General features: G+C 65.6%; 24 protein-coding genes and 1 pseudogene. 13 read left to right on the top strand and 12 right to left on the bottom strand.

Translation table 11 applies throughout. The features are described from left to right. Nucleotides 1-25: 25 nt before the first annotated feature. Nucleotides 26-274, bottom strand: coding sequence for a helix-turn-helix domain-containing protein (locus FDA38_RS11015; RefSeq protein WP_137253914.1), 249 nt, complete (start codon nucleotides 272-274; stop codon nucleotides 26-28). Between the two features lie 118 nt (nucleotides 275-392). Here FDA38_RS11015 and FDA38_RS11010 point away from each other — a divergent pair, with 118 nt between their 5' ends. The 3 genes from FDA38_RS11010 to FDA38_RS42155 all read left to right on the top strand — a co-directional run bounded on the left by FDA38_RS11010 (nucleotide 393) and on the right by FDA38_RS42155 (nucleotide 2,660). After that, nucleotides 393-740 (top strand): GntR family transcriptional regulator, encoded by a 348-nt coding sequence (locus tag FDA38_RS11010; RefSeq protein ID WP_137253913.1) that lies wholly within the window; start codon nucleotides 393-395, stop codon nucleotides 738-740. Nucleotides 741-918: 178 nt separating this feature from the next. After that, nucleotides 919-2,112: a helix-turn-helix domain-containing protein gene (locus FDA38_RS11005; protein ID WP_137253912.1), complete on the top strand. Its 1,194-nt coding sequence runs from the start codon at nucleotides 919-921 to the stop codon at nucleotides 2,110-2,112. Continuing rightward, the gene (locus FDA38_RS42155) at nucleotides 2,109-2,660 is read left to right on the top strand and encodes a flavoprotein (RefSeq protein ID WP_170989662.1); all 552 of its coding nucleotides are present in this window, start codon (nucleotides 2,109-2,111) and stop codon (nucleotides 2,658-2,660) included. The genes FDA38_RS11005 and FDA38_RS42155 overlap by 4 nt, the downstream gene beginning before the upstream one ends. 166 nt (nucleotides 2,661-2,826) lie before the next feature. On the opposite strand, the gene FDA38_RS10995 is transcribed toward FDA38_RS42155, so the two are convergent. Both FDA38_RS10995 and FDA38_RS10990 read right to left on the bottom strand, forming a co-directional pair. Beyond that, the gene (locus FDA38_RS10995; RefSeq protein ID WP_137253910.1) at nucleotides 2,827-3,777 is read right to left on the bottom strand and encodes a hypothetical protein; all 951 of its coding nucleotides are present in this window, start codon (nucleotides 3,775-3,777) and stop codon (nucleotides 2,827-2,829) included. A gap of 25 nt (nucleotides 3,778-3,802) precedes the next feature. After that, on the bottom strand, nucleotides 3,803-4,978 hold the full coding sequence (locus FDA38_RS10990; protein ID WP_137253909.1) for an AAA family ATPase: 1,176 nt from the start codon (nucleotides 4,976-4,978) through the stop codon (nucleotides 3,803-3,805). A gap of 515 nt (nucleotides 4,979-5,493) precedes the next feature. On the opposite strand from FDA38_RS10990, the gene FDA38_RS42150 reads away from it, so the two are divergent. After that, nucleotides 5,494-5,658 (top strand): hypothetical protein, encoded by a 165-nt coding sequence (locus FDA38_RS42150; RefSeq protein ID WP_170989661.1) that lies wholly within the window; start codon nucleotides 5,494-5,496, stop codon nucleotides 5,656-5,658. A gap of 10 nt (nucleotides 5,659-5,668) precedes the next feature. On the opposite strand, the gene FDA38_RS10985 is transcribed toward FDA38_RS42150, so the two are convergent. Both FDA38_RS10985 and FDA38_RS10980 read right to left on the bottom strand, forming a co-directional pair. Next, a complete protein-coding gene (locus tag FDA38_RS10985) occupies nucleotides 5,669-5,902 on the bottom strand; it encodes a hypothetical protein (protein WP_137253908.1) in 234 nt (77 codons plus the stop codon). Nucleotides 5,903-5,955: 53 nt separating this feature from the next. Further along, a complete protein-coding gene (locus FDA38_RS10980; protein ID WP_137253907.1) occupies nucleotides 5,956-6,471 on the bottom strand; it encodes a hypothetical protein in 516 nt (171 codons plus the stop codon). Between the two features lie 299 nt (nucleotides 6,472-6,770). On the opposite strand from FDA38_RS10980, the gene FDA38_RS10975 reads away from it, so the two are divergent. Then, nucleotides 6,771-7,268, top strand: coding sequence for a DUF4145 domain-containing protein (locus FDA38_RS10975; RefSeq protein WP_170989660.1), 498 nt, complete (start codon nucleotides 6,771-6,773; stop codon nucleotides 7,266-7,268). A gap of 613 nt (nucleotides 7,269-7,881) precedes the next feature. Here FDA38_RS10975 and FDA38_RS10970 read toward each other — a convergent pair. Further along, nucleotides 7,882-8,718 (bottom strand): alpha/beta fold hydrolase, encoded by an 837-nt coding sequence (locus tag FDA38_RS10970; RefSeq protein ID WP_137253905.1) that lies wholly within the window; start codon nucleotides 8,716-8,718, stop codon nucleotides 7,882-7,884. A 61-nt stretch (nucleotides 8,719-8,779) separates the two neighbouring features. After that, a complete protein-coding gene (locus FDA38_RS10965) occupies nucleotides 8,780-9,718 on the bottom strand; it encodes a hypothetical protein (RefSeq protein ID WP_233714637.1) in 939 nt (312 codons plus the stop codon). Between FDA38_RS10965 and FDA38_RS43645 the strand changes: the two are divergent. Both FDA38_RS43645 and FDA38_RS42980 read left to right on the top strand, forming a co-directional pair. Next, nucleotides 9,601-11,190, top strand: a pseudogene (locus FDA38_RS43645) (PASTA domain-containing protein); the annotation flags it as partial. The gene FDA38_RS10965 and the pseudogene FDA38_RS43645 overlap by 118 nt on opposite strands. Nucleotides 11,191-11,503: 313 nt before the next feature. Then, nucleotides 11,504-12,094 carry a hypothetical protein gene (locus FDA38_RS42980; RefSeq protein ID WP_233714635.1) on the top strand — a complete coding sequence of 197 codons (591 nt, stop codon included), beginning with the start codon at nucleotides 11,504-11,506 and terminating at the stop codon, nucleotides 12,092-12,094. An 8-nt stretch (nucleotides 12,095-12,102) separates the two neighbouring features. Here FDA38_RS42980 and FDA38_RS10950 read toward each other — a convergent pair whose 3' ends face one another. Beyond that, nucleotides 12,103-12,534 carry a MarR family winged helix-turn-helix transcriptional regulator gene (locus FDA38_RS10950; RefSeq protein WP_170989658.1) on the bottom strand — a complete coding sequence of 144 codons (432 nt, stop codon included), beginning with the start codon at nucleotides 12,532-12,534 and terminating at the stop codon, nucleotides 12,103-12,105. Between the two features lie 102 nt (nucleotides 12,535-12,636). On the opposite strand from FDA38_RS10950, the gene FDA38_RS10945 reads away from it, so the two are divergent. The 3 genes from FDA38_RS10945 to FDA38_RS10930 all read left to right on the top strand — a co-directional run bounded on the left by FDA38_RS10945 (nucleotide 12,637) and on the right by FDA38_RS10930 (nucleotide 15,278). Further along, nucleotides 12,637-13,080 carry an OsmC family peroxiredoxin gene (locus FDA38_RS10945; protein ID WP_137253901.1) on the top strand — a complete coding sequence of 148 codons (444 nt, stop codon included), beginning with the start codon at nucleotides 12,637-12,639 and terminating at the stop codon, nucleotides 13,078-13,080. A gap of 724 nt (nucleotides 13,081-13,804) precedes the next feature. Then, the gene (locus FDA38_RS43640; RefSeq protein WP_137253899.1) at nucleotides 13,805-14,287 is read left to right on the top strand and encodes a mycothiol transferase; all 483 of its coding nucleotides are present in this window, start codon (nucleotides 13,805-13,807) and stop codon (nucleotides 14,285-14,287) included. A 1-nt stretch (nucleotide 14,288) separates the two neighbouring features. After that, nucleotides 14,289-15,278 carry a phosphotransferase enzyme family protein gene (locus FDA38_RS10930; RefSeq protein WP_137253898.1) on the top strand — a complete coding sequence of 330 codons (990 nt, stop codon included), beginning with the start codon at nucleotides 14,289-14,291 and terminating at the stop codon, nucleotides 15,276-15,278. On the opposite strand, the gene FDA38_RS10925 is transcribed toward FDA38_RS10930, so the two are convergent. Continuing rightward, nucleotides 15,275-16,393 (bottom strand): FAD-dependent oxidoreductase, encoded by a 1,119-nt coding sequence (locus FDA38_RS10925; RefSeq protein WP_137253897.1) that lies wholly within the window; start codon nucleotides 16,391-16,393, stop codon nucleotides 15,275-15,277. The two genes, FDA38_RS10930 and FDA38_RS10925, sit on opposite strands and share 4 nt — an antisense overlap. Nucleotides 16,394-16,483: 90 nt before the next feature. On the opposite strand from FDA38_RS10925, the gene FDA38_RS10920 reads away from it, so the two are divergent. After that, nucleotides 16,484-17,086, top strand: coding sequence for a TetR/AcrR family transcriptional regulator (locus FDA38_RS10920; RefSeq protein ID WP_137253896.1), 603 nt, complete (start codon nucleotides 16,484-16,486; stop codon nucleotides 17,084-17,086). Here FDA38_RS10920 and dnaG read toward each other — a convergent pair. Beyond that, nucleotides 17,083-19,074: a DNA primase gene (dnaG, locus tag FDA38_RS10915; protein ID WP_137253895.1), complete on the bottom strand. Its 1,992-nt coding sequence runs from the start codon at nucleotides 19,072-19,074 to the stop codon at nucleotides 17,083-17,085. The two genes, FDA38_RS10920 and dnaG, sit on opposite strands and share 4 nt — an antisense overlap. Nucleotides 19,075-19,114: 40 nt before the next feature. On the opposite strand from dnaG, the gene FDA38_RS10910 reads away from it, so the two are divergent. Next, nucleotides 19,115-19,960: a TolB family protein gene (locus tag FDA38_RS10910; RefSeq protein ID WP_137253894.1), complete on the top strand. Its 846-nt coding sequence runs from the start codon at nucleotides 19,115-19,117 to the stop codon at nucleotides 19,958-19,960. On the opposite strand, the gene FDA38_RS10905 is transcribed toward FDA38_RS10910, so the two are convergent. Beyond that, a complete protein-coding gene (locus FDA38_RS10905; RefSeq protein WP_137253893.1) occupies nucleotides 19,957-21,201 on the bottom strand; it encodes an NAD(P)/FAD-dependent oxidoreductase in 1,245 nt (414 codons plus the stop codon). The genes FDA38_RS10910 and FDA38_RS10905 overlap by 4 nt on opposite strands. 96 nt (nucleotides 21,202-21,297) lie before the next feature. On the opposite strand from FDA38_RS10905, the gene FDA38_RS10900 reads away from it, so the two are divergent. Next, nucleotides 21,298-23,160 carry a sialidase family protein gene (locus tag FDA38_RS10900; RefSeq protein WP_137253892.1) on the top strand — a complete coding sequence of 621 codons (1,863 nt, stop codon included), beginning with the start codon at nucleotides 21,298-21,300 and terminating at the stop codon, nucleotides 23,158-23,160. Here FDA38_RS10900 and FDA38_RS10895 read toward each other — a convergent pair. Further along, nucleotides 23,110-24,351, bottom strand: a complete 1,242-nt coding sequence (locus FDA38_RS10895) for a deoxyguanosinetriphosphate triphosphohydrolase (RefSeq protein ID WP_137253891.1) — start codon at nucleotides 24,349-24,351, stop codon at nucleotides 23,110-23,112. The genes FDA38_RS10900 and FDA38_RS10895 overlap by 51 nt on opposite strands. Nucleotides 24,352-24,373: the final 22 nt, after the last annotated feature.

The raw sequence follows: 24,373 nt of genomic DNA, 5'->3' as shown, positions 1-24,373 counted from the left end.
TGGGGATGTGAGGACAACTGGCGGCTCATCCGGCGACCTGCGCCGGCCGCCACTCGGCCGCGTCCACGACTCCCCCGCTGGAGATCGCGGCGGCAGCCATGTCATCGAGGGCCTGACTCGGAATGAACAGCCTTCGGCCGACCTTGACAGCCGGGAATGAGTTCGCCTGGATCACTCGATAGAGCGTCATCTCAGACAGTCCGAGCACCTTCGCGGCGGCGGCAACGCTAAGGAACTTCCGTACGGCCTCCGCGGCCGTTGCGTCTTCACTCACTCGCTCTCTCCTTATCAAGAGTTAACTAGGTTGACCTAGGTTAACCTAGGTCACTTGGATGAACAAGACTTGCGCCCGACTGACTGACCTAGCTACCTAGGCCGACTACGGTTGACGTATGCAGGTAGAGACCAACGACCCACGCCCGCCGTATGTCCAGGTAGCTGACGGACTACGCCGAGCAATCCAGGCCGGGGAACTGGCGGCCGGCACCAAGCTGCCGTCCGGCCGCGAACTCGCCAACGAGTGGGGAGTTGCTCTGATGACTCTGCAGAAGGCCATCGAACAACTGCGTCTCGAGGGACTCGTGTACACCCAGCGGGGCCGCGGCGTGTTCGTCGCGTCTCGGGATGGAGTACCTCCGACCGATGACCTATCTGCACTACGGGAGGTCGTGGAGGAACTGCGGCGCAGACTCGATGTGGTCGAAGCACGCCTGCGCTCCGACGATGGTGCCTCGACTTGAGGTTCTTCCGCTCGACTCGCGGCTTCTCCTGTGTACTTGGCTTCGCTCATGCATGCAGCGTGGCGGCGAAACGATCGATTGATGTGCACTCCGCGGGTTGCGCACTTTTGTGCGCATTGTCCGCTCCAGCTGGCGGTTCACTACAGGAACGGGACCACACCAACGAGGAGGAGTGCAGATGCACGTAGGTGAGCGCATCGGGGCGTACCGCAAGCGGCGCGGAATGTCGCAAGACGCCCTCGCCGGCCTCATCGGAATGTCGCGATCCTGGCTCTCACAGGTAGAGCGCGGCATTCGCGGCGTCGATCGCCTGTCCACCCTCAACGACCTAGCGACCGTCTTGCGTATCGACGTAGCTGACCTGATCGGGCGTGATTGGGTCCTCGCGCCAGACGCATCCGAGCAAGTCACGGCAGTCGACGCCGTACGCAGCCAACTCGCGAGCTACCACCATCTGCTTGGTGAGCCGACGTCACCGTGGCCTCTTCCGCAGCTCCGCAACGGCGCTGTGCAGGTCAACCAGGCCTATCAGGCAGCGCAGTACCAGAAGGCGACCGCGATGCTGCCGGACCTCATCCAGGCCGCAGACGCGTACGACGGCTACCAAGGCCGCGACGGTCGGGAGACACACCTCGCCCGATGCTCCGTTTACACGGCGGCCTCCAAGCTCCTGACCAAGGTCGGCGAACATCACCTTGGTTGGCTGGCCGCGGACCGCGCCACCCACGCGGCCCTTGCCGCCGAGTCGAAGGCTGCGCAAGGCATGGCCGCCTATCAGGTGGTCATCGCGCTTCTCCGCAGCCAGCAAAACGATGACGCTGAGCGCGTCGCTGTCCGGTCGGCAGAAGGTCTGATGTCTCTCACTGGCTCGGACACTCCGGACGCCGTATCGCTTGCCGGGTCGTTGTGGCTCATCTCGTCCGTCATCGCCGCTCGCCGGTCCGATCGCGCCACCTCCACCGAGCGACTCAATACGGCAACGCAGCTCGCCGATCTCCTGGCAAACGACGGCAACCACTCGTGGACCGCCTTCGGCCCGACGAACGTCCTGATCCATCGAGCCTCGGTCGCGGCCGAGTTCGGCGATCCGTCTGGTGTACTGCGTGTGGCAACCGAAATCGACACCGAAGCCATGCCGGCTGGTCTTCAAGGCCGCCGCTCGCGCCTGCATCTCGACCTCGCTTGGGCACAGGCTCAAGCCAAGAACGACATGGAAGCGATCCTCCACCTACAGCAGGCCGAACGAGTCGCCCCCGAGTCGATCCGCTATCACACCATTGCCCGGGAGCTGGTCCGCGAACTACTCAAGCGCGCCCGCAAACCCACCCCAGCCCTGACCGCCATCGCAACCCGCGCAGGAGTCCTCGCGTGACCAGTCGAACTCTCTACATCGTCACCTGTGGCGCCCCCCTCGCCTCCCGCGTTGGCGACGGTGTACGCACGGCCCGCGAACACGGCTGGACTCCCTACGTCATCCCCACCGACGCAGCGCTGCCGTGGCTTGAAGGCCAAGACCTGGCGGACGCGCCCGTCCTGACTGGTAACCGGAGGCCGGGCGAACCCAGGCGCGCGCCAAAGGCCGACGCTGTAGCGGTCGTGCCGACGACGTTCAACACCCTCAACGCATGGGCCAACGGCAACGCCAACACCTACCCGCTGACAGTCCTCTGCGCCGCGCTCGGATCGCGCACCCCAACCGTCGCGACCCCCTTCGCCAAATCTGACCTGGCCGGCCACCCCGCCTGGCTCGCATCCCTCGCAGTGCTCCGGTATGCGGGAGTCGGCATCCGCGACCCGCACAACGGCTCAGCCACATCACTTAAGCCACTCGAATCCGGTACCGGAGACCAGGTCGCAAGAGACTTCCGGTGGGACTGGGTACTCACCGAACTCAAGCTCATGTCAGGCAATGACTCGTGATCTCGCCAAACGTCAACCTGACAACACGCCGGAGTCCAGGACGTGACGCAAGCCGCGCCGGACCGGATCCCATCGACCTAGGTGCGTCCCCGAGGGGAAGCGCTCTGCCGTCCGACTCCGAGACAGCGCGATTAACTCAAGCTGATCGGAAGAGGTCAAGGAACTGTCAGGCCGCGAGACCGACCAACTTCTTCCTGATGTACATAGATCCCTGTGCATCCACATCCAGAAAGCTCATCAGAAACTTGGCGATCATATTGCGTAGGTGCTCGTTGTCCCAAGCAACTCTCTGCCTAGGATCATTGAAACTGCTTTCAATTAATTCGGTGAGCTGCGCGGCGAGCCATTTGCCTTTAAGCAGTTCGCGTCCTCGGCCAGCGGCATAAACGCGGTCGATCTTATCGAGAACCATTTTTTCGATCCTGTCGTATTTCACTCCACTGTAGAGCGAGGTATCTCGAACGGCCGCCTTCGCCGCGGCGAGTTTCTGTGAATCTAGTTCCCTGCGCATGGCTCCACTATGCACAAGACTGTGAGCAGCCCCGAGACCAACCCAAGTTCTTGACCGCAAGGCCTTAGCCAGGTAGCACTGTTCAATCCATGGTCGCCAGTCGTCAGCGAGTTTCTCAGACCAATTTCCCAGACTGTTGACGACCTCGACCGCTGTTGCCTTATCTAAGGATGCAGCCGGTTGCAACGCCTTAACGAGATCGCCATCCGCGAAAGCGTGAGCCTCGCTGTCAGCATAATACGTGTACAGAACGTGCGGAGACCGTCGCTTCCCGCCCGTAATGTTGTCGCTGTCGCGGTCAACCACGAAAGCGACCGATCGACTTCCGCCACTGTTCTTCTGGGCCAACTTGCCTTCGGCCTTGCAGTAGTCGAAGAGAGCGAGAACCGCATCCTTTCCCCCGGAGACCTGGCCATTTTCATCAGAGATTTGCTCGACCATGTAAATCTCGTAACCGGCTCGCCCGACTGTCTGTTCTGCAGAACAGAGCTTCTCAATGAAGTACCGGTCCGTGACCTTACCTTCGACAACGACGAAGAGCGAGTTGTCGTGTGACATCCTAATGCGTCGCAAGAACCCAGCGCGACCATAAGTCAGACGTGGCATGCAAAGAATCCCCCCACCAGGAAACTTAGAGTTCAGAAATCATGCTATCTGGAAGAAAAGCCATCACCTCAGGCGAATGCGTTGCCATGATCAATTGGGCATCAGGATTTACGATCCTCATGCAATCGACAAGCCTGCGTTGCCAATCCACATGCAGTGATAGCTCCGGCTCGTCAATGATCACCGGAGCATTCCCTGCGGCGAGAGTCTCCAGAAGCAGCTGCAACATCTGCTTCTCACCGCTTGAGAGAGATTCGAGCGGGATGGCCTCGCCGTTAGCAGAGACGGAAACCGCACGCCCTTGGAGAGTGACCTCCTTGCCGCCGCTGTAAAGATCGGACAGGAGTTGTTCGATCTTTCTCTGCGGCTCTTGTGCCTTCTCGATGCCCTGTTGGACGGTTGCAATATCGGTGACCACCTGCCGCACCAACTGACTGTCGGCATAATTCTTGTGCAGGGTCGACTCCGGAATATTGACCATTCTCCCCATCCGCTGGCCGGAGAAGAATGCCTTGATCAAGGGAAACGCCTCACTGAAGTCCATCTCCTCGGGCAAATGGCGCTTCCCTCTCCCTTCGGCCAAGACGGAATTGAATACGTTTGCCAGGCCAAGTTCCTGGGTTATTGAAATTTGGGCCAATGCCCGCGCATTATAGTCAGACCATAAGCGCTGAATCTCCCCTGCAAACAGCTTGTCAAAAGAGGCCTCGTCGACCAGTTCCATCGTGGGCCGACTTCCCCTTGGGCCGCGCCGACGCGTTTCACTCACCCTTGAGATCGGCAGGTATCCGTGTTGGATCGGGCCTTCCTGCTCCTCCGGTTCGCCGTTTCCAGTTGTGTTCCAGGGGAGGGCTGCGTTGATATCTTCACCCAGGTCGCCGTAGTAGACCTGACCTCTTGCCATAGCCAGCTCGCGGGCTCTCTCTAACCGGCGTACTACACTTGGTGATCTAAGTTCCCGCTTCGTAATCTCCCGCATGAAGACGTCACCACCGGCGTCGATGACGACCCTGGCTGACGTGAATGGGACTCGGATTAGCGGCGTCGCGTCGTCGAGTAATGCACTATGCAAGATCTTGAGTAGCGACGTCTTGCCAGAGCCGTTTACGCCCCAAAAGACAGTCGTTTCACGAAGGCTCCGCTTTATGGATTTCTTGCGACCGCCAAGGCCGTTGACCTCAAACTGAACGATATTTGCCAACGCGTTCCCCCTGTCATTTCCCCATGCATGCCTCGAGCGAAGCACTCTACAAGGTCGCTTACAGACTGTCAGCCCCCGTGACCCGCCTGTGCGGCCAAAGGCGACGCAAGGGCCAGGCGGTCGGGGTGGTCGGCTGGTAGATCACAGGACACCATCGCCCCTACGCTCGACGATCCGCCCGCGCCGGAGGTGTTCCAGCGGAACTCAGCACGCTGGATCTGAGCGTCGAAGCGCCCGGTGTTGCGCACGCTGCCCGCGATCTGCATGTCGTTGCCCCGCCCATTGCATGTCGCGCGAACTCGCAACACTGGACCCTGCCGGCGCCAGGCAACCATATTCCAGCCAAGCGCCACGGCTCCCACCACCGCACTTGCAAACGCGGTACCCCTTGCCCCCAGTCCGCGCTCACTATCCCCGCCTCTCACCCGCCAGGAGAAGGGACTTTACCGAGCGAGCCCGAAAGACGACGAGCGCCACGCTGGGTCCGTCTGGTGAGGATGACCGACCCTGGAGACATGGACGGCCGAACCATTGTCTGCACCCTCGACGGGCGGGACCTGACCAACAGGGTCCGCTGGGAGGACAGCTACGGCCATGCCTTCTGCACCCTGGCCGAACTGGAGGGGTGGGAGAGCGCCGAGGACCCCGACCACGAGCCTCCCTCGAACGAGGCACGGTGACGATGACCGGTCACTCTATGGCTGGGATGCTGGGTTGCGGCTCACCAGGCGCGATTCTGGTTCTGGTCATCCACTTCTTCCGCCCCTCGTCGGTCCAGTCCTCGACAGCGTGGTGCACGACGACCGAACGGTGGTCGTAGTACCAGACCTCCACCGAGCCGTCCTCATCGACCGTGACGGCGATCCACTCGCCGTCCGGACCTATGAAGTCGTGCTCCTGGTGCTTCCACTGACCCTCACTCATGGACAGAAGGTAGAGCCCGCACAACGGTGCGGGCCGGGTGCGACACGCTTGCGTCACTGCCAGCCGAACACGGCGGGCAGCGTCGACACGATCGAGCCGACGCCGACAAGCCCGAGTCCCCACAGCTCCAGCCGAACGCTGCCCGTGGCGACCTCGCGGATCTTGTCGTTGACCTCCGCGAGTGCAGTCTGCGACCTGGCGTCGGCCTCCCGTCCTGCTGTCTCGACGTCATTGATCCTCCGATCGACTTCGCGGCGCTCTTTGGCGATCCGGGCCTCAAGCGCGATCAGGCGCTCACGGACGAACCGCATCTGCACATCGACCCCTGCATCGCTCGGCGGGCTGACATAAACCTCGCCGGTGGCCGCAGCGACGTTCCATGAGGCAGTCGTGTCGGCCGAGACGCTGTGGACTCGCGGCGTGCGCCGCAGCCATCGCCACAAGCGGGCAGCCACCGGGATCAGCGGCTTGCCGCCACCGTGTTCGTTCCAGTCCTGCACCAGAGCGACTACCGCTAAAACGGTTCCGATCAACGTCAGCACCAGGCCGACAATTGCGCAGATCCTCACCCCGGAAGACTAGGGGCTGACGATCTGTTTGGGAGCGACAGACGCCCCGAGGAAGCGCAAGCAGTGACGGCCGGGCTGGGTGAACATCCGTAACGCCCGACGCAGATGCTCGATTAGTGAGTGAACCGCTACGAGGGGGAACTGTGGGTTTCGACCAGAGCATGACGTTTCGCGACTGCCCGTGGTGCGGGCTTACGCATACGCAGATGGGCATTGCGGCTCCGCTGTCTTCGTACGCGGGCAGGGATGGACGCGCTCGGTACTGGACACCGTTGACCTGTCCGGCATGCGGTGGGGCGATGCTTGTAGAGCACAACGGGCCGGACCAGCACATCCATCAAGAGCTCCAGATCGTGCCAGCAGGGGACAATCTCGGCCAGGCAATCAAGCACTTGCCGCCCGACGTCGCCCAGTACTACAGCGACGCCATCAAGGTCCTGCGGGCGGGTGTCCCAGATGCCGCTGCGGTACAACTCCGGAGGACGTTAGAGGCCGCCGCTGCGCACTACGGTGCCGCCGAAAAGACGTTGGTCAACAGCATCAAGAAACTGATCGCGGACGGGCACGTCACAACGTCCTTTGGCGATGTACTGCATCACGTCCGGGTTGTCGGGAATCTGGGTGCTCACCACACGGATGTTCGAGTAGACACCGATGCAGCGCAGCGGGTGCTCCTGTTCACTGCGGCGCTGCTCCGGGATTTGTTCGAACTTCCGGCTGAGCTGGCGGCCTTGAAGGCTGAGACACCTGCTGATGCGGACGATGCCCCTGGTGCTACACCTGCCCCGTCCCCCTGATAGCGGCCAAACCCAGGCCAGCTCGGCGCATGTCGAGAGTCGGCTTGCCGATCCGTAGGGGCGCGTAGCGCTCTTGACATGGGTCGTGATGGCCGGACAATCGAGCGGCCAGGGGACGGGGCCAACAAGCGGGGGACGGCTTCACGCGACTCGTGGCAGTTGGGATCGCGTGGACGTGGAAGCGTCCTGCTGCCGCGCGCCGAAGGCGCGCCCTTGATCCATAAGAGCCCGAAACGGCAGCCGGCCACGGACCGCTACCTCAATCTCCTAGACCACGCGTCGCACATCAGGTGGCGGACGAGTGTCGCGGATCTGTTGGCGGATCACAAGCGCGGACGGCCGAGTCCAGCCCGATCTGCGATCGCGTGACATGACTCGTGACATGAAATCGCGTCAAACAGAGTGGATTCAGTCAGCTAGAGGTGCTCGATCCCGAACTCCGGGAGCCTGAAGTGGAGCGGTGTGGCAAGTGGCGTGGCTCTCATAATCCCTGGGTCACGGGTTCGAGTCCCGTCCGCCCTACCCCGCATCACCGCAGGTCAGAGCGCTTTCGAGCCTCTGGCCTGCGGAATGACTGCCACGCGCTTCACCAACCCTGGCCGATGTGAGGCGATCAAGAACGGGTACCTGCGAGCCAACTGATCAAGCGCTCTTCGGCCGCCGAGTGGTCCGCGATGTGGCCGCCTGGGGACCAGACCGCCTCGGCGTCAGGGATGCCCGCGACGAGCCATTCGGTGTGCTGGCGGGGAATGCCTTCGTCTTCGGTTCCGGCCATGACCTTGGTCGGAGCTTTTACCTCGTCGAGTGTGAAGCCCCAGGGGGCGGATAGCGAGATCAGGTCGTCGACGAAGCCACCCGGCCCGTTGACGATGCCCTCCCGAAACGCCTGCAGGAGCATGTCGTGCAGTTCCCCGGACACCTCGGGCAACGGGTCAGCCGCGTCGAGCCAGGCAACCAGATCGCGAAAGTCATGTTCGGCGAGCCAGGCGGCGTCGTGGGCTGCGGGCCGCTCCCATTCGCCGACCTCGGCCTCGGACATACCGGCGAAGAAGTCCAGGTCGGATGCGGCGTACTCGGCGGGGCTGAGTTCGGTTACACATCGCGTGACTCGCTCAGGCAACCGGGCAGCCACGGCGAGAGCCCGCGGACCGCCCGCCGAGATTCCGAGTACGGCGAACTCGTCGATCCCGAGCTGGTCCGCGATCAGCGCGACGTCCTCGGCGGCGTCTACGACCCGATGGCCCGGACGACGCGTCGATCGCCCGTAGCCGGGCACGTCATAGGCGATCGCGCGGACCTGATGCCGCTCGTAGAGATCGCCGATGTGCCGCACGTAGCGACTACCGGGGCAGCCGTGCATCAGGAACAACGGCCGCCCGTCACGCACACCCCACTCCGCGTACGCAATGGTTCTTCCGTCCGGTGCCGTCACAAAGTCCGTGTCCACCATCTGCTCTACCCCCACCCTGACAAATAAGACAGCTCATGCGACGGCTGATAACGACGTACCGTCACTCTCCGAACAGCAGTGGAGCGGTGCCGGGCTCGCCGGCATAGCGGAAGTAGAGCGGGTCAGCAAAGGTGGCAGGTACCTTGCCGAGGCCCTTGATGACCGTGGCGGTGCCGTTTGCGTGGCCGACGGCGTACAGGTAGCCGGACTGGGTGTCCTTGTCGATGCCGAGCAACAGCGTGCCGTACTGGCCGCATTTCTCTGCGATCAGGGCGTCGAAGGCCTGCCAGGTGGAGGCCCTGACTCTCTTCACGACCGGCTTCATCGGCGACGTCAGGGGAAGCCGGATCGTGTACAGGGCGCCGCCGTGAGTGTTGGCCAGGAAGGTGTCGTACGTCGCGGCCTGGCTGATCAGCGCCATCGTCTTGACGGCCGCGAAGCCACCCGCGGACTGCGGGTTGGTCCAGCCGAACCCGCCTTTAGAGTCCCATCGGGTCAGCGTGCCGTTTCCACGTAGCGCGTAGTGGTTGGCCAACGCGAAGGGGTTCGTGTCGTGCGGGTAGCTCGTCTCGAGGAAGGTCGCGTCAGCCCAGCCGCCACCGATCCGGAAGTTGTGCGACTGGGTCCGGTCGACCTCGCCGGCTGTCGTGAGGAAGTAGGTGCTGCTGTAGAGGCCCGAGCCGATCACCACGTGGCCGGCGTACGCACCGCCGAAACCAGGTACGACGGGATCGTTGAAGAACAGACTGCTCAACCTGGGGCGACCTTCGGGAAAGAGGGCGGTGTACCGCTGCTTCTCCTGCACCGTCGCCGGTGAGCCGGCAGTAATCACCCTGTGCGTGTGATCACCACCGGCGGTCACCGACCCCGACTCGAGCTTGCATGCCGCGGCGGCGGTCGTGTCGGCGGCCAGCGACCCGCCCGAAGTCCCGGCCAGCAGCCCGGTCACCAGCGCAGCGGCAGCTGCTATCCGCCCTGCAGTCCAGAGTCGTCTCGACATGCTGGCCCTCACTCCCCGGGCATTGCCCTTCGGGGCGCGGCAAGAAGTGCACCCCTTCCTACTTTGATACTCGCCAGGCCCGGAAAGTTACACCGCCGAGCCCAACTCGCGAACGTCACGAGCCAGCGGTGTATCACGTTGTTTTCGCGCGCGGTCCGATTGATATAGACCCGCGGAGGTCTCCCATGACTCGTCGCAGACTGCGTTTGATCACCTGGTTGGGGGCTTGTGCCGCCATGTGTGTCCTCGCGTTTCTGACGCCTGCAGCAGGCACCGCACAAGTCAGGGCCGAGTGCTGGACGAAGGCTCAGACCGCTCCGTGGACCGGCCGCGCCATGGACGTTCCTGACGTACTCGGAAAGCAGGTCGGGTCAGCCGCCCAGCGCCTCGACACCGCCGGCCTGCCCTGCTTGGTCATGAACCACGCACCTGGCGAGGTCGATCCGAAGGCGGTTCTGGTTGCCAAGCAGGACCTCCTCAGCTCGCCGGATCCAGACGGCTCAGTCCCAGTCGTCGGCCTCTGGCTCGGTGTCGTCCTCCCTGACCTGACCGGCGAAACGCTCGCCGCAGCTAGGAAGGCTCTATCCCAGCTCGGACTCGTCGCGCAGCCGTCGCCGGCCAAGGCATCTGAGGGTTGGGCGGTGGTCAAACAAGACCCGGCTGCTGATGCGTACGCCGTCTTCGGGGACGCGGTCGTGCTCAACATCGAGGAGCCTGTCCAACCAATCCCGGTCCCGGACCTCGTCGGGCACACCGAAGATGAGGCGAAGGATCTCGTCGAGGCGGCAAAGCTCGTCTACGATCCGCGGATCATCAAAGTCGGCGCACGGCCCGGACGAGTTGTCAGCCAGCAGCCCCGCGCTCGTGAACTCGTCGCCGCAGGCACTTCGGTGACGGCGGACATCGTGCGTGAGCCCAAGGTCCAACTGGTCGCGGTACCTGCTGTCGTCGGTCTCGACGAGACGACAGCTCGCGCGGCGATCGAGACAGTAGGGCTGGTGTTCGACCCCAGGATCGTCAAGGACGGATCTGGGGCAGGAAAGGTTGTTTCGCAGTCGCCGACGAACGGCCGCCGAGTGCTCGTCCGTACGGCGATCACCGTCGACATCGAGCGCAGCTCCGGCGAGCCGGTGCACGCGCGCACGACCGTACCGGACGTCATCGGTGAGCCTGAGCCTGCTGCGCGGAGCGCCATAGTGCAGGCTCGGCTCAAGCTTCAGTCCCGGATCGTCCGACCCGGAACAGCCGTCGCGGGCACCGTCCTCAACCAGCGTCCGTTGGCGGGAACCGAGGTCGATGTCGGGAGTGTGGTCACAGTCGACCTCACCCGTGAGGTGGAGCCGCGACTGGTGGCGGTCCCGGACCTGGTCGACCGTAGCGAGGACGAGGCCCGGACAAGGGTCGAACAGCTTGAACTGATCTTCGATCTGGTCGGCGAGAGCCGTCCGGCAACTCTCTCGCGGCATGTTGTGCGACAGGTGCCACCGGCCGGGCAACTGGTGCCGGCAGGAACCACGGTGACGGTAGAACTGGCGGCCGACGACGTGGCGCAGGTGCCCTGGTGGCTGGGTCCGCTACTTGTGGCCGGCGTCTTCGCGGCCTGGACCGCCAGACGTCTTCAGCAACGACACCGCGACAGGGGCCCTCGGCAACCAAGCATCCATGCCGGTGGACAGCCACTGACTCGGGTAGAAGCGCGAATCGAGGAAACCGGGCCAGCGCACCGAGTGCGCCTGAGACCCGGCCTTGACCGCGGCAGACAGTACATCCAGGAGGACGAGACAGATGAGCGACACTGGCGGACACATCACTGTTGTCTCGCACCTGAGTGGTTCGAACGAGGACGCCACGCACGAGCTCACCAAGCTGATCGAGACCAGCGGTGTGCTCAACGAGGTACCCCGGCTGAGCATGTCAGCGCACCTGCTGAGCGGTCCTGTGGCCGGGGCGATCGCGCATACGCTCGAGCAGAATCTCGGCGACCCTATCCTTTGGGCGTGGCAGACCCATCGGGCACTGACAACTGCAGCGAAGGCCACTCTGACCGGAGCCGGGCCGCCCGAATACGTCAGCTTGGCCAGCCACAAGATCACCTCGGTGCACCATCCACAAGTCGAACTGATCGTCGATGAGACGCCTGCGATGACCATCACTTTCGATCTGAACCTGCTGTTCCGGCTCGAGGCGCTCCTACTGACAGTTCAGCGCGGGTACCTGATCGGACTGAGTCCGGCCGGATGCCACGCCGAAGCGACGTTCGGAGCGCACGGCATGGAGGTCAGTCGCTCTGAGGACTACAGGCTCCCGAAGCTGGTCGAGGTACGGAACGGACTCCCTCTCCTGCCGGCCGCCGCCTACGCGATTGCCACGCAGTGACGCTTCGGTCAGTCGTTGTCGAGGTGGTCGGCTAGTTGGTGGAGGGTGGATTGGAGGCGGCGGACTTGGGCTTCGGTTAGGCCTAGGGACTCGCCTAGGTGGCATTGGGCCTCGCGGAAGACCGGCTTGAGAGCCTCGCCGGCGGGGGTTAGGGCGACGGTTACTGAGCGGGCGTCGGTTGGGGAGCGGTCGAGGGTCATTAGGCCGCGGTCGGCTAGACGGCGTAGTAGCGGGGTGAGGGTGCCGTGGTCCAGGCGGGTGGCTCGGGCTATGGCGCCGATGGGGCTGGGGCCTAGGCGGGTGAGGGTGACCAGGACGAGGTACTGGGGGTAGGTCAGGCCGTGCGGCTCTAGGACCGGGCGGTACAGGGCGGTGACCGTGCGGGAGAGCGAGTACAGGTCGAAGCAGAGCAGGTCGTCGAGGACCCTCGTCTCGGTCATGGCTCGCTCCTGTGGTCGGGGTCTCACCCGGTGGGGACTTGACGGCAGCATATCTTGTGCACAAGTATCTTGTACACAAGATAACTTCTGAAGGAGATTGCGATGCCTACTCGTACTGCGCGGACCGCTTGGAACGGCACTCTGGAGCAGGGCTCGGGGCAGGTGGAGCTGAGCAGCTCGAAGGTTGGGACGTACGACGTTTCGTTCCCGAAGCGCGCTGCTGATGATGCGGGCGGTACCACCAGCCCGGAGGAACTCATCGCAGCTGCCCACACCGCTTGCTATGCGATGTCGTTGAGTGCGGAGATTGCTGGGCGGGGCGGGAAGCCGCTGTCGCATGAGGTGAAGGCTGACGTGACGCTCGGACCGGATCAGGCGAATGGTGGCTTCAAGCTGACCGGCATCAAGCTGACGGTTCGTGCTGAGGTCGATGGTCTGGATGAGGCCGGGTTCGCGGAGGCGGCGCAGGCGGCTAAGGCGAACTGCCCGATCAGCAAGGCGCTGGCCGGCGTCGACATCACGCTGGATGCAGCACTCGAGAGCTGAACCCTAAACACACAGAAGGCACTGCCCGGGGAACCCATGGTCCCCGGGCAGTGCTGATTCTGCGCGAGGTGGGCGACGTGGGCGTGGCGTACGCGGTGCTGGCGTCGGCTGGAGCTCGCGTGGTGCGGTGCTGGCGTGCGCGGGAGCTGGCGCGGCGCGGTGTCGGCGTGCGCCGGGCCTGGCGTGCGCGAGAGCTCACGTGGTGCGGTGCTGGCGTGCGCGGGAGCTGGCGCGGCGCGGTGTCGGCGTGCGCCGGGCCTGGCATGTGCAGGAGCTCACGTGGTTGCGATGTCGGCGTGTCTGGGAGCTGGTGTGCGCGGGAGCTGGCGCGGAGCGGGTCGGCGTGCGCCGGGGCTGGCCTGCGCAGGAGCTCGCGTGGTGCGGTGCCGGCGTGCCTGAGAGCCGGCGTGCCTGAGAGCCGGCGTGCCTGAGAGCTGGCGTGCGTAGGCGCTGACGTGGTGCGTGATGGCTTGCGCGGGAGCTGGCACGGAGCGGTGTCGGCGGACGCGCGAGCTGGTGTGGGCTGGAGCTGAGCTGGTGTGGACTTGAGGCCTGCGATGGGTCGGGGGCGGGCGTTGGGGCCGTGGGTTGGTGGGTGGGTGGGGCGGATTGGTTGGGTGGTGTGGACGGGTGGTGCGGGAGGGTGGGGGTGGCTTGTGGAGGAGGGGTTTTGGACTGGAGAGGGTTGCCGGTGGGTGAGTGTTTGCGTGGGGGTGAGGTGGAGATGTTGCAGTTTGCGTTGGATCGGGTGCGGAGGCAGTTTGGTTGGAAGACGGGTGGGCTTGGGGCGGAGGAGTTGCGGCGGCGGCATGCGCCGTCGGCGATGACGTTGGCGGGGCTCGCGAAGCACATGGCGTTTGTGGAGGATGGGTTTGCGGCTCGGGCGGCGGGGCGGGGGTTGGGGGCGCCGTGGGATGGGCGGGGGTGGGTTGAGAATGATCGGTGGGGTTGGGAGTCGGCGGTTAGTGATTCGCCGGAGGAGCTTTACGGGCTTTGGTATGGGGCTGCTGCGCGGTCGCGGGCTGCGTGGCAGGAGCTATCTGCGGATGGTGGGCTTGATGTGGTGATTGCAGATCCGGATCCTCGGTGGTCGTGCAATCGGCGGCGGATTCTTGTTGATCTGCTTGAGGAGTATTTGAAGCACACCGGGCATGCGGACGTGTTGCGTGAGGCGGTTGATGGTGTGACGGGGAACGATCCTGATTGAGGTGGAGAGGGTCGTCGAGGCGTTGGGGGCGTCGTACGGCGTGCGTGCTGTTGAGGTGACGGAGATCCTCGCGGGTACGGCGACCAGCAACTATCGCGTCGTCGACGAGGGTGGGCGGCGGTGGTTTGCGAAGGTGTATCGCGGGGAGGTCGGGCGGGAGCGGGCGGCTATCGGGCTCGCTGAGTTTGCGATGCAGGGTGGCGTGCCGGTGGCTGAGGTGCGGCGGACGCTTGATGGTCGTGTGATCGACGAGCGGGTGCCGATGTCGTTGTGGGAGTTCGTCGATGGGGAGACGGCGGAGGGTGGGCTGGTCGGGGCGAGGTGGGCGGCGGTCGGGGGTGTGTTGGGGAGGCTGCATCGGCGGTTGGCGGAGCATCCGGCGGCGGCTCCGACGGTGCGTGCAGGCGTTGGAGTGCGGGGGGTTGTGCGGTCGCGGCGGCAGTTCGATCGGGTGATTGACGACTACGCGAGTCGGGCGGTGCGCAGCCCGTTCGAGAGTTGGGCGTTGGAGGCCGCCAGGGAACGGCGTGCGTTGCTGGGGAGGGCGCAGGCCGTTCTGGATGAGTTGCCCGACCTGACGGTGCAGGTGGTGCACGGGGATTTGGCGGCGCCGAACTTGATGATGTGCGGGGACGAGGTTGCAGCTGTCATTGACTTCCAGCCGCCAGGTCCACGCTTCATGGCGTGGGAGATCGCGCGGATCGGGTGCGACCCGCGGACGCTGATGCTCGGCGATGGGTGGGTTGACGGATTGGGTGAGCTGCTGGCTGCTTATCGCGAGGAGCACCCAGCGGCGCGCCCTGACGATCTGGTGTCCACGGTCGCCGTCGGATGTGCCTACACGCTGGGCTCGACGTTTCCGTTGGCCGAGCCGCAGGAAGCGGTCACGCCGTCGCTCGAGCTCTACGCTCGCGCACGGCACGAGACCGCGCTGATGATGCTCGAACGGCTCGACGAAGTGCAGGAGACCTTGCGCGAGTCACTGAGCTAAACGGGGATTGAGATGTGGAAGAGGCGCTCGGCGTTGTGTAGCGACTCGGTGACCACGGCTTGGGCATTGGGGATCATGTCCTGCTGGTAGGACGCGAGGTCCTCGCCGGAGGTCAGCGCGCGGGCCAGTCTTGCGGCGTCCCAGAGGGCGGTGTTGGCGCCGGCTCCGGCGGCAGGGGTCATGGGGTGGATGGCGTCGCCTAGGAGGGTTAGGTGGTTTGAGGACCAGGAGGGGACTTCGATGCAGGTTCGCAGGGTGATGGGGAAGGCGGCGGTCGGGTCGGCGGCGGCGACCAGGGTGCGGATTGATGGGTGCCAGTTGGTCACCGAGCGGGTGACGATTGACCAGAGGTCGGCGGCGGGCATGGTGAAGAGTTCGTCGTCGGAGGCGCCTAGTACTTCGTTTGTGCCGGTTAGAACTGCCATCAGGTAGTCGCCGTACTCGGCTGGGGGCTCGCGGAAGATTACTGGGCCGAAGGCCAGGCCGGTGCCGGCGCCGTTGCTGGCGAAGCAGAAGCCGCGGAGGAAGGGCGGTGGTGCAACCTCGCGGACGTTTGTTGTCAGGGGCACCTTTCCGTAGATGCAGCGGACGCCGATGTCGAGTACGTCTTGTTCTGGTAGGAGCTGCGCGCGGACCCGCGAGCCGACGCCGTCGGCGCCGACGAGGACGTCGGCGAACGTGGACGTGCCGTCTGTGAAGGCGAGCTGCACGCCTCCGGAGGTCTCGGCGTACGAGTCGAACTGTTTGCCGAATTCGAGTACGTCGTCCAGGCCGGTCATCAGCGCGCGGCGGAAGGCGTAGCGGTCCACTGACGTCACCGCGTCCGGACCGGCTACCGGGAACTCCTGCTCGAACTGCACCTGGAGCTGGGAGTCGAAGCCGGCGACCAGATCGCCTGGTTGTGTCGCGGTCGCGATGACTCGACGGCGCACAAAGTCGGGGAGGACTGCGGCTAGGGCCTCCTCCCCTACCGGGCTGATGTGGATGCGGTAGCCCTGGTTGCGGTGGCGGGGTGAGGGGTCGCGCTCGAAGACCTTTACGTCGACGCCTGCCTTCTGCAGACCTTGCGCCAGAGCCAGCCCGCCGATCCCGGCGCCCACGATCGCTACCTTCATCGTCGTCTCCAATCATCCGTGCATCAAACTCTATCATCCGTGTGGTTGATTAAGTTAGCACGGCGGATGGCTGTCCGCTAGGATGATTTCGTGCGGAGATCACCGGGACCCGACGAGCGGCAGCGGGACGCCGAGCGCACCAGGCAGCAGTTGCTGGATGCGGCGGTGATCGAGTTCGGCGCGCACGGGTTCGGTGGTGCGCGGGTGAGCGAGATCGCTGCTAGGGCAGGCGTGAACAAGCAGCTGATCTCGTACTACTTCGGCGGCAAAGAAGGGCTCTATAAAGCAGTCGCCGACCGGTGGCGGGCGGGCGAGCCGGATATTGCCGCGGACGCGGAATCACTTGGTGAGGTGGTCGCGGCCTACGCTCGTACGTCGATCGCCCAGCCTGATTTGCTGCGCTTACTCGTGCGTGAGGCTGTCGATCGGGACACCAGCGCGCTGGATCCGGAGGGGCAGCGGGCCAGGTTCCAGAGCATGCTCGACGATTTCCGGCAGCGGCAGACTGATGGCGAACTGGCGGCCAACCTCGATGCGGCGTACACGGGGCTCGCGCTGTTCGGGCTGGCTGCGGCGCCGGTGGTGTTTCCGCAGATCGCGAGGGCGCTTGGTCTTGATCCGGACAGTGAGGAGTTCGCGGCGAAGTACGCCGAGGAGACGGCGCGGCTCGTGGAGCACCTGAAGGAGGACTAGATCGCGCCGGAGATTGCTCGGTTGCGGAGTTCGGCTTTGTAGGCCTCTAGGGCGATGAGTTCGCCGAACATTCGGTTGTACTCGTCTGGGCGGTCGATCGGGTTCGTGCGTTGGAGCTTGGATTTCAGGTCTTGGATGCGGCGGGCGCAGGTCAGTTCCTGCAAGCGGGCCAGCAACGCTTGGGCGTACTGCTCGTCGGGCTCGCGGCCGAGGCGTAGCGGGTCGACGGCGAGTGCGCCGACGACTGCGGCGGCCGGATCGTTGCCGATGGCATCGCGTACGGCGACCACCCAGGCCTCGGCGGCGGGTGCAGCGGCGGGGCCGCCTGCCTTTGCCATTGCGGTGCGGATCGCCGCTAGCCAGGGGTGGGTGAAGTCGTGGTCGTCGAGTTCGTCGAAGGCGACGCCGACCAGGTTGGGGTGCTGCATCGCGACCTTCAGGGCGTCCCACTCGATCACGTACCGCTGGTCACGCGGTGAGGGCACGTCTGCGCGGCGAGGCTGCTGCGGCGCACCAACCGGCTGCCCATGCTGGACGGCAGCCGCGCCCCCAGTCTGGTCAGAGCCCGGCCGCCCAGGCTGGCCGGAACCAGGCTGGCCGGAACCAGGCTGTCCAGAACCCGGCCGCCCGGACTGCCCAGGAGCTGCCCCCTGCCGAGCGGCAGCGCGATAAACCTCCGAGCGCACCTGGTCCTCATCCATCCCCAGATGCCCGGCGAGTTCCCGCGTGAAGGCGTCCACCTTCGACCGGTCGCGAATGCTGATCACCAGCCGCGCCGCATCCCGCAGCGCATCGACCCGCGTGTCCGCCCGATCCAGGTCGTACTTCGACAACACGTTCCCCAGCACGAACCGATACAGCGGCACCCGCCGTCCGATCAGCTCGCGGACCGCCGCATCGCCCTTCTCCAGCCGCAGATCGCACGGATCGAGACCGTCCGGCTCGACCGCGACGTACGTCTGCGCCGCAAACGCCTGGTCCCCCGCGAACGCCTTCAACGCCGCCCGCTGCCCCGCCTCGTCCCCGTCGAAGGTGAAGATCACCTCGCCACGGAACTGATCGTGATCCAGCAGCAACTGCCGCAGCACGCGCGCGTGATCGTCGCCGAACGCCGTACCGCAGGTCGCGACCGCGGTCTGCACCCCGGCCAGATGACAAGCCATAACGTCGGTATAACCCTCGACGACGACAGCCTGCCGACCCTTGGCGATCTCCCGCCGCGCAAGATCCACGCCGTACAGGACCTTCGACTTCTTGTAGATAGGCGTCTCAGGCGTGTTCAGATACTTCGCTTCGATGCGGTCGTCGTCGAACAGCCGCCGCGCGCCGAACCCGATCACGTCCGACGACGCGTCCCGGATCGGCCACATCAGCCGGCCGCGGAACCGGTCGTACAGCCCGCGCTGCCCATCAGCGGACAGCCCCGACGCGACCAGCTCGGCGTTCGTGAAGCCCCGCCCGCGCAGGTGGTTCGTCAGTACGTCGCCACCCCGCGGCGAGAACCCCACGCCGAAGTGAACAGCGGCATCCTTGTCGAACCCGCGCTTGTCCAGGAACTGCCGACCCGGCGCCGCCTCGGCCGCACCGAACAGCTGGTCGACGTAGAACTCGGCCGCGACCTTGTGCGCCTCGACCAACCGCGGCCGCTGGTTCCCCGGACCGCGCGGCACCGGCGCACCGGAGTCCTCGTACCGCAGCTGGATCCCGACCTTCGAGGCCAGCGTCTCGACCGCCTCGGAGAACGTGATCTGGTCGATCTTCTGGATGAAGTCGATGACGTCGCCGCCCTCTTGGCAGCCGAAGCAGTAGAAGAAGCCGCGGGAGGGGGTGACGTTGAACGACGGCGACTTCTCGTCGTGGAACGGGCACAGCCCTTTCAGGTTGCCGCCGCCGGCGTTCTTCAAGGTCACATACGAACCCACAACGTCGTCGATCCGGGCCCGCTCGCGCACCAGCGCGATGTCCTCTTCCTTGATCCGGCCAGCCACCCCGTGAGTCTAGCTGGACCGATCACATAGGTTTGCGGGTATGCCACGAACTCTTCGCCCTGGTCAGCGGTCCGAGTTGTACGTCGTCGATGTCACCAGCGGCGAGCACCGTCTGGTGTTCAGCTCGTCGGACATCCTCTTCGAGGCGCCGAACTGGACACCGGACGACGTTCTGATCGTCAACGGCAACGGCCGCCTGTTCCGGGTGAACGACGGGCTCGAGGAGATCGAGCTCGGCGGAGTGCCGGACATCAACAACGACCACGTGGTCAGCCCGGACGGGCAGACGGTCTACGTGTCCGCGGACGACGGCCACCTGTACGCCGTACCGATCGAGGGCGGGCCCGGACGCCGGGTGACGAACGATCGCGGCCCGGGCTTCCACCACTACCTGCACGGCGTCTCGCCGGACGGGAAGACGTTGGCGTACATCGGGCTCGAGAACCGGGACGGCCAGCGGATCACCAACGTCTGGACGATTCCTAGCGCCGGCGGCGCCGACGTCCAGGTGACGGACGACGAGTTCGCCGACGACGGCTCGGAGTACAGCCCGGGCGGCAAGTGGATCTACTTCAACTCGGAGCGGGCAGGCCAGGCGCAGCTGTTCCGGATCGCGGTCGGCAGCGGTGAGGTCGAGCAGTTGACAGACGACGAGCGCGTCAACTGGTTCCCGCACCCCGCGCCGGACGGCTCGGCGATCGCGTACGTGAGCTTCCCGCCCGGCACCGAGGGGCATCCCGCCGACATCGGCGACGTAAGACTGCGTCTGCTGACCAACGACGGCGTCCGCGAACTGACGACGCTGTTCGGCGGCCAGGGCACGATGAACGTCCCGAGCTGGTCGCCGAACAGCACGCAGTTCGCCTACGTCACCTACCCGATCTAGACGTCGGACAGCTCGATCGAGGTGTCGGCGAGGCGGGCCGGGTCGACCGCCTTGCCGGAGCGGATCAGCTCGCGGACCGCGTCGAGTCCGGTGTCCCACAGGTTGACGTGCATGCCGGCCAGGACGTGGTGGTCGTCGTCGAGCCAGAAGACCATGTAGGCGCCGGACTTCGGGTCGCCACGGAACACGACCTGGTACGACGTGCCGCGCGGGATGTCGCCGGCGTACTCCATGCCGAGGTCGAACTGGTCGGTGAAGAAGTACGGGATCGAGTCGTACGCCACGTCCTCGCCGAGCATCGCCTTCGCCGCCGCCTTGCCGCTGTCCTTCGCGTTCTGCCAGTGCTCGACGCGGACCGGGCGGCCGTACTGCGGGTGCTCCCAGCGGGCCACGTCACCGGCGGCGTACACGTCGGCCGCCGACGTCCGCAGGTCTGCGCCGGTCACGATGCCGGAGCCGTTGTCCGGCGTCGCGACCTCGATGCCGGCCTCCTCGGCGAGCTCAGTGTTCGGGCGCACGCCGACGCCGACGACCACCAGGTCCGCCGGGAGCACCTCGCCGCCGGCCAGACGGACACCGGTCACCTTGTCGGTCCCCTCGAAGCCCTCGACCCCGATCCCGAACCGGAACTGCACGCCGTGCTGCCGTTGGAAGTCGGCGAACACCTCGCCGACCTCTTCGCCCATCACGGACGCCAGCGCAGTGGACTGCGGCTCGACGACCGTCACCTCACTCCCCCGCTCGCGCGCGGCCGACGCCGCCTCCAGCCCGATCCAGCCCGCGCCGACGACGACAACGCGCGGCTTCGCGGCGTACGCGTCGGTCAGCGCCTGCGACTCCTCGGCCGTCCGCAGGTAGTGCACACCCGGCAGATCGCCACCCGGTACGTCGAGAGTCCGGACCCGGCTGCCCGTCGAGATGAGCAGCTTGCCGTACGACACCTGTGAGCCGTCGTCGAGCGTGACGGTGTGCGCGGCCGGGTCGATCGCGGTGACCGTGGTCCCCAGGCGCAGGTCGATCTTGTTGTCGTCGTACCACTGCTGATCGTGCAGCTGCGCGGATTCGGTCCCCTTCTTGGCGAGCAGCACGTCCTTCGACAGCGGAGGTCGCTCGTACGGCAGGGACTGCTCGCTGCCGATCAGGACCACACCACCGGTCCAGCCTTCCGTCCGAAGGGCCTCGGCGGCGGTCGCTCCCGCGAGACTCGCACCGACGATGACGATCTGCTCTGCATCAGCCATAAGAGGACCTTAGTCCTCGGCGAACCCTTGCCGCGCGCGACAACGATGACTAATTTGTCGAGGACATCAGACGTCCTATGTCCTCCCTGGAGAGTCATGCGCGTTCTCACCGCCCTACTGATGATCAGCACCTTCATAACCTCACCAGCACCCGCCACCGCCGAAGCGCCGTTCGTCGACGACAGTGTGCTGTTCCAGCAGAAAACCGAGGGATATTCGTGCTTCCGGATCCCCGCCGTGGTGCACGCGACCGACGGTGAAGTGCTCGCGTTCGCCGAAGGCCGGGTCGCGGACTGCGGCGACGACGGCGACATCGACATCGTGCTCAAGCGGTCCTCGGACGGCGGCAAGACCTGGGGTCCGCTGCAGGTCGTCTCCGACGGCAACGGCAGTACGCACGGCAACCCCGTACCGATCGTCGACCAGAAGACCGGCCGGATCGTGCTCGTCACCACGCACAACGGTCCGCAGCCGTGCACGAACGGCTGTGACCGCGATCCGTACGTCCAGACCAGCGACGACTTCGGCGCCACCTGGACCGCGCCTCGCGAGCTGACCGACGCCAAGCTGCCGAGCTGGAACTTCTGGTACGCGACCGGCCCGATGCACGGGATCCAGCTCCAGCACGGACCGCACGCCGGCCGGCTGATCGTCGGCGCGACCTACGAGACGTACGACGGCGTCGGCCCACACGTGTACGGCGGCCATCTCATCTACAGCGACGACTCCGGCGAGACCTGGCACATCGGCGCGACCATGGCCCGCGACGACGGCAAGGTGATCGTAGGCGAGATCACCGTCGTCGAGCTGACCGACGGGCGGATCTACGCGCTGGCACGTGAACGCGGTACCGATCCGGGCAACCGTGCGTACGCGATCAGCAGCGACGGCGGGGCGACGTTCGACGCGCCGTTCAAGACGATCCCGCAGCTGGTGATGCCCGACGTACAAGGCTCGCTGCTGCGGTTCAGCGCGCGCAACGAAGGCGATCGGCAGAACCGGATCCTGTTCTCGGCGCCGGCGCATCCGGCCGCGCGCGAGGTGATGACGGTGCGATCGTCGTACGACGAGGCGCGGTCGTTCGGCACGTGGCAGCAGGGGAAGGTCTTCTACTGGGGACCGTCGGCGTACTCCGACATGGTGCGGCTGGACGGGGATCAGGCCGGGCTTTTGTACGAGGCGGGCGTCGCGAGCCCGTACGAGACGATCCGGTGGGCCCGGTTCAACGAGGCGTACCTGTCGACGCCGAACGGTACGCCGCCCGGCATCCCCGGCCCGCCCGCGCCCGGGCCGCGCACCGCTGACGTTGGTCCCGCCCACAATCCGGCGTACGTCCGCGGCGGGGCGACTGTTGCCGCGGGCAAGTTCGGGAACGGGCTGGCAATGGACGGCGTGGACGACTACGTCGAGGTGCCGTTCGACCGGTCGATCGACCTCGGTGCGGACGACTTCACGCTGATGACCTGGATCAAGTACGGCGCGACGACGGGGTCGCACGCGATCCTGTGGGCCTATCGCACCGGCTCCGGCACCACGCCGCAGATCTGGTTGCGGGCAGAGCCGGCGAGCAATCGGATCCGCGCCTTGCTGGCGGTGGATCGCTACAACGTGACGGTGCAGTCTGCGTCGGCGTATAACGACGATCAGTGGCATCACGTCGTACTCCAGCGGGTGAAGGGGAAGCTGCGGTTGCTGGTCGATGGTGTTGAGGTCGGCTCTGCGACGGCGCCGGCTGGTTCGGTGACGGCGGGCAAGGAGTTCGGCGTACAGGGCATTCATGTCGGCCAGCGGGTCGACGGCGCCAACCGTTTCGTGGGGACGCTCGATGAGGTCCGCGTTTACCGGCGTGCCCTGTCGGATGCGGAACTGCAGCAGATCCGCGACACCAACAACCCCATCCGCTCGCAGCTAGGGCTGGATCTTCCCCTCGACCAGGTGGGCATGCCAGGCCAGAGCTGAAGGGTCGGTGAGGGACGCGACCTGGTCGACGACGACGCGCAGGCGGGCGTTGTCGTCGACCGCGTCCGCGAAGTCGGACTGGAACGGGAGGTCGAGGTTGCGTGGCGCTGTCTTCCACAGCGCCTCGACCAGTTCGGTGAGGAGCTCGCGCTGAGTGGCGCGGCGGGCCTGGCGCTCGCGTGAGTCGAGGACGTGGAACATGCCCACGCCCTTCAACAGACCGATCTCGGTGCGGATGCCGTCGGGGACGACGAGGTCAGCCTCGTAGCGGATCAAGCGGGAGCGGCCGAAGACGGCATGTGTGGCCTGCTCGGCGGCGGTGGCGAACCGGCCGATCAGCTGACTCGTGAGGTCCTTGAGGCCGCCGAGCGCACGTCGACTGTCGTCGAAGGTCGAGCCGGGCCAGTAGATCAGCGAGGTCAGCCGGGCCCAGCCCTCGTCGAGCTCCGCGTCGGTTGCCTCGGGCAAATACATCTGCCGGACCGTCTGCCAGTACGGCGCTCTGTCCGCATCGACCGCGGCGAGATCGAGATGATGCGCGACGATCGCGTCCTCGACATCGTGCACGGAGTACGCGACGTCGTCGGCGAAGTCCATCACCTGCGCCTCCAGGCAGCGGCGCTCCCCCACGCCCGGACGCAGCCAGGTGAAAACGGCGAGATCGTCGTCGTACACCCCGAACTTGCGCTCGCCGGGGCGGCGCGGCCACGGGTACTTCGTCGCGGCGTCGAGCGTGGCGCGACTCAGATTCAGCCCGACGCTGCGTCCCTCGGCGTCGAAGGTCTTCGACTCCAGCCGCGTCAACAGTCGCAGCGTCTGCGCGTTGCCCTCGAAGCCGCCGATGTCCGCCGCGACCTGGTCGAGCGCGCGCTCACCGTTGTGGCCGAACGGCGGATGCCCGAGATCATGCGACAAACAGGCCGCGTCGACGATGTCCGGATCGCAGCCGAGCGTCGCCGCCAGCTCGCGGCCGATCTGGGCGACCTCGAGGCTGTGGGTCAGCCGGTTCCGGGTGAAGTCGTCGCTGCCGGCCGTCACGACCTGCGTCTTGGCCGCCAGCCGCCGCAACGCCGCACTGTGCAGCACGCGCGCGCGATCACGCGCGAACGCGGTCCGGCCCGGTCGCTTGACCGGCTCGGCAACCCAGCGCTCCGCGTCGTGCTCGTCGTACCCCTCATGCTGCTTCCTCATTACTGCACACAGTAGCCGCGAG

Origin of the sequence: Kribbella jiaozuonensis (genome assembly GCF_005233875.1) — a bacterium.
Lineage (GTDB): Bacteria > Actinomycetota > Actinomycetes > Propionibacteriales > Kribbellaceae > Kribbella > Kribbella jiaozuonensis.
This window is presented reverse-complemented; position numbering and strand designations above follow the sequence as displayed.

Coding starts and splice junctions, on each gene's coding strand:
- FDA38_RS11010 (WP_137253913.1), top strand. CDS start 393: ATGCAGGTAGAGACCAACGACCCACGCCCGCCGTATGTCCAGGTAGCT.
- FDA38_RS11005 (WP_137253912.1), top strand. CDS start 919: ATGCACGTAGGTGAGCGCATCGGGGCGTACCGCAAGCGGCGCGGAATG.
- FDA38_RS10995 (WP_137253910.1), bottom strand. CDS start 3,777: ATGCCACGTCTGACTTATGGTCGCGCTGGGTTCTTGCGACGCATTAGG.
- FDA38_RS42150 (WP_170989661.1), top strand. CDS start 5,494: ATGGACGGCCGAACCATTGTCTGCACCCTCGACGGGCGGGACCTGACC.
- FDA38_RS10985 (WP_137253908.1), bottom strand. CDS start 5,902: ATGAGTGAGGGTCAGTGGAAGCACCAGGAGCACGACTTCATAGGTCCG.
- FDA38_RS10975 (WP_170989660.1), top strand. CDS start 6,771: ATGCTTGTAGAGCACAACGGGCCGGACCAGCACATCCATCAAGAGCTC.
- FDA38_RS10970 (WP_137253905.1), bottom strand. CDS start 8,718: ATGGTGGACACGGACTTTGTGACGGCACCGGACGGAAGAACCATTGCG.
- FDA38_RS10965 (WP_233714637.1), bottom strand. CDS start 9,718: ATGTCGAGACGACTCTGGACTGCAGGGCGGATAGCAGCTGCCGCTGCG.
- FDA38_RS42980 (WP_233714635.1), top strand. CDS start 11,504: ATGAGCGACACTGGCGGACACATCACTGTTGTCTCGCACCTGAGTGGT.
- FDA38_RS10950 (WP_170989658.1), bottom strand. CDS start 12,534: ATGACCGAGACGAGGGTCCTCGACGACCTGCTCTGCTTCGACCTGTAC.
- FDA38_RS10945 (WP_137253901.1), top strand. CDS start 12,637: ATGCCTACTCGTACTGCGCGGACCGCTTGGAACGGCACTCTGGAGCAG.
- FDA38_RS43640 (WP_137253899.1), top strand. CDS start 13,805: ATGTTGCAGTTTGCGTTGGATCGGGTGCGGAGGCAGTTTGGTTGGAAG.
- FDA38_RS10925 (WP_137253897.1), bottom strand. CDS start 16,393: ATGAAGGTAGCGATCGTGGGCGCCGGGATCGGCGGGCTGGCTCTGGCG.
- FDA38_RS10910 (WP_137253894.1), top strand. CDS start 19,115: ATGCCACGAACTCTTCGCCCTGGTCAGCGGTCCGAGTTGTACGTCGTC.
- FDA38_RS10905 (WP_137253893.1), bottom strand. CDS start 21,201: ATGGCTGATGCAGAGCAGATCGTCATCGTCGGTGCGAGTCTCGCGGGA.
- FDA38_RS10900 (WP_137253892.1), top strand. CDS start 21,298: ATGCGCGTTCTCACCGCCCTACTGATGATCAGCACCTTCATAACCTCA.
- FDA38_RS10895 (WP_137253891.1), bottom strand. CDS start 24,351: ATGAGGAAGCAGCATGAGGGGTACGACGAGCACGACGCGGAGCGCTGG.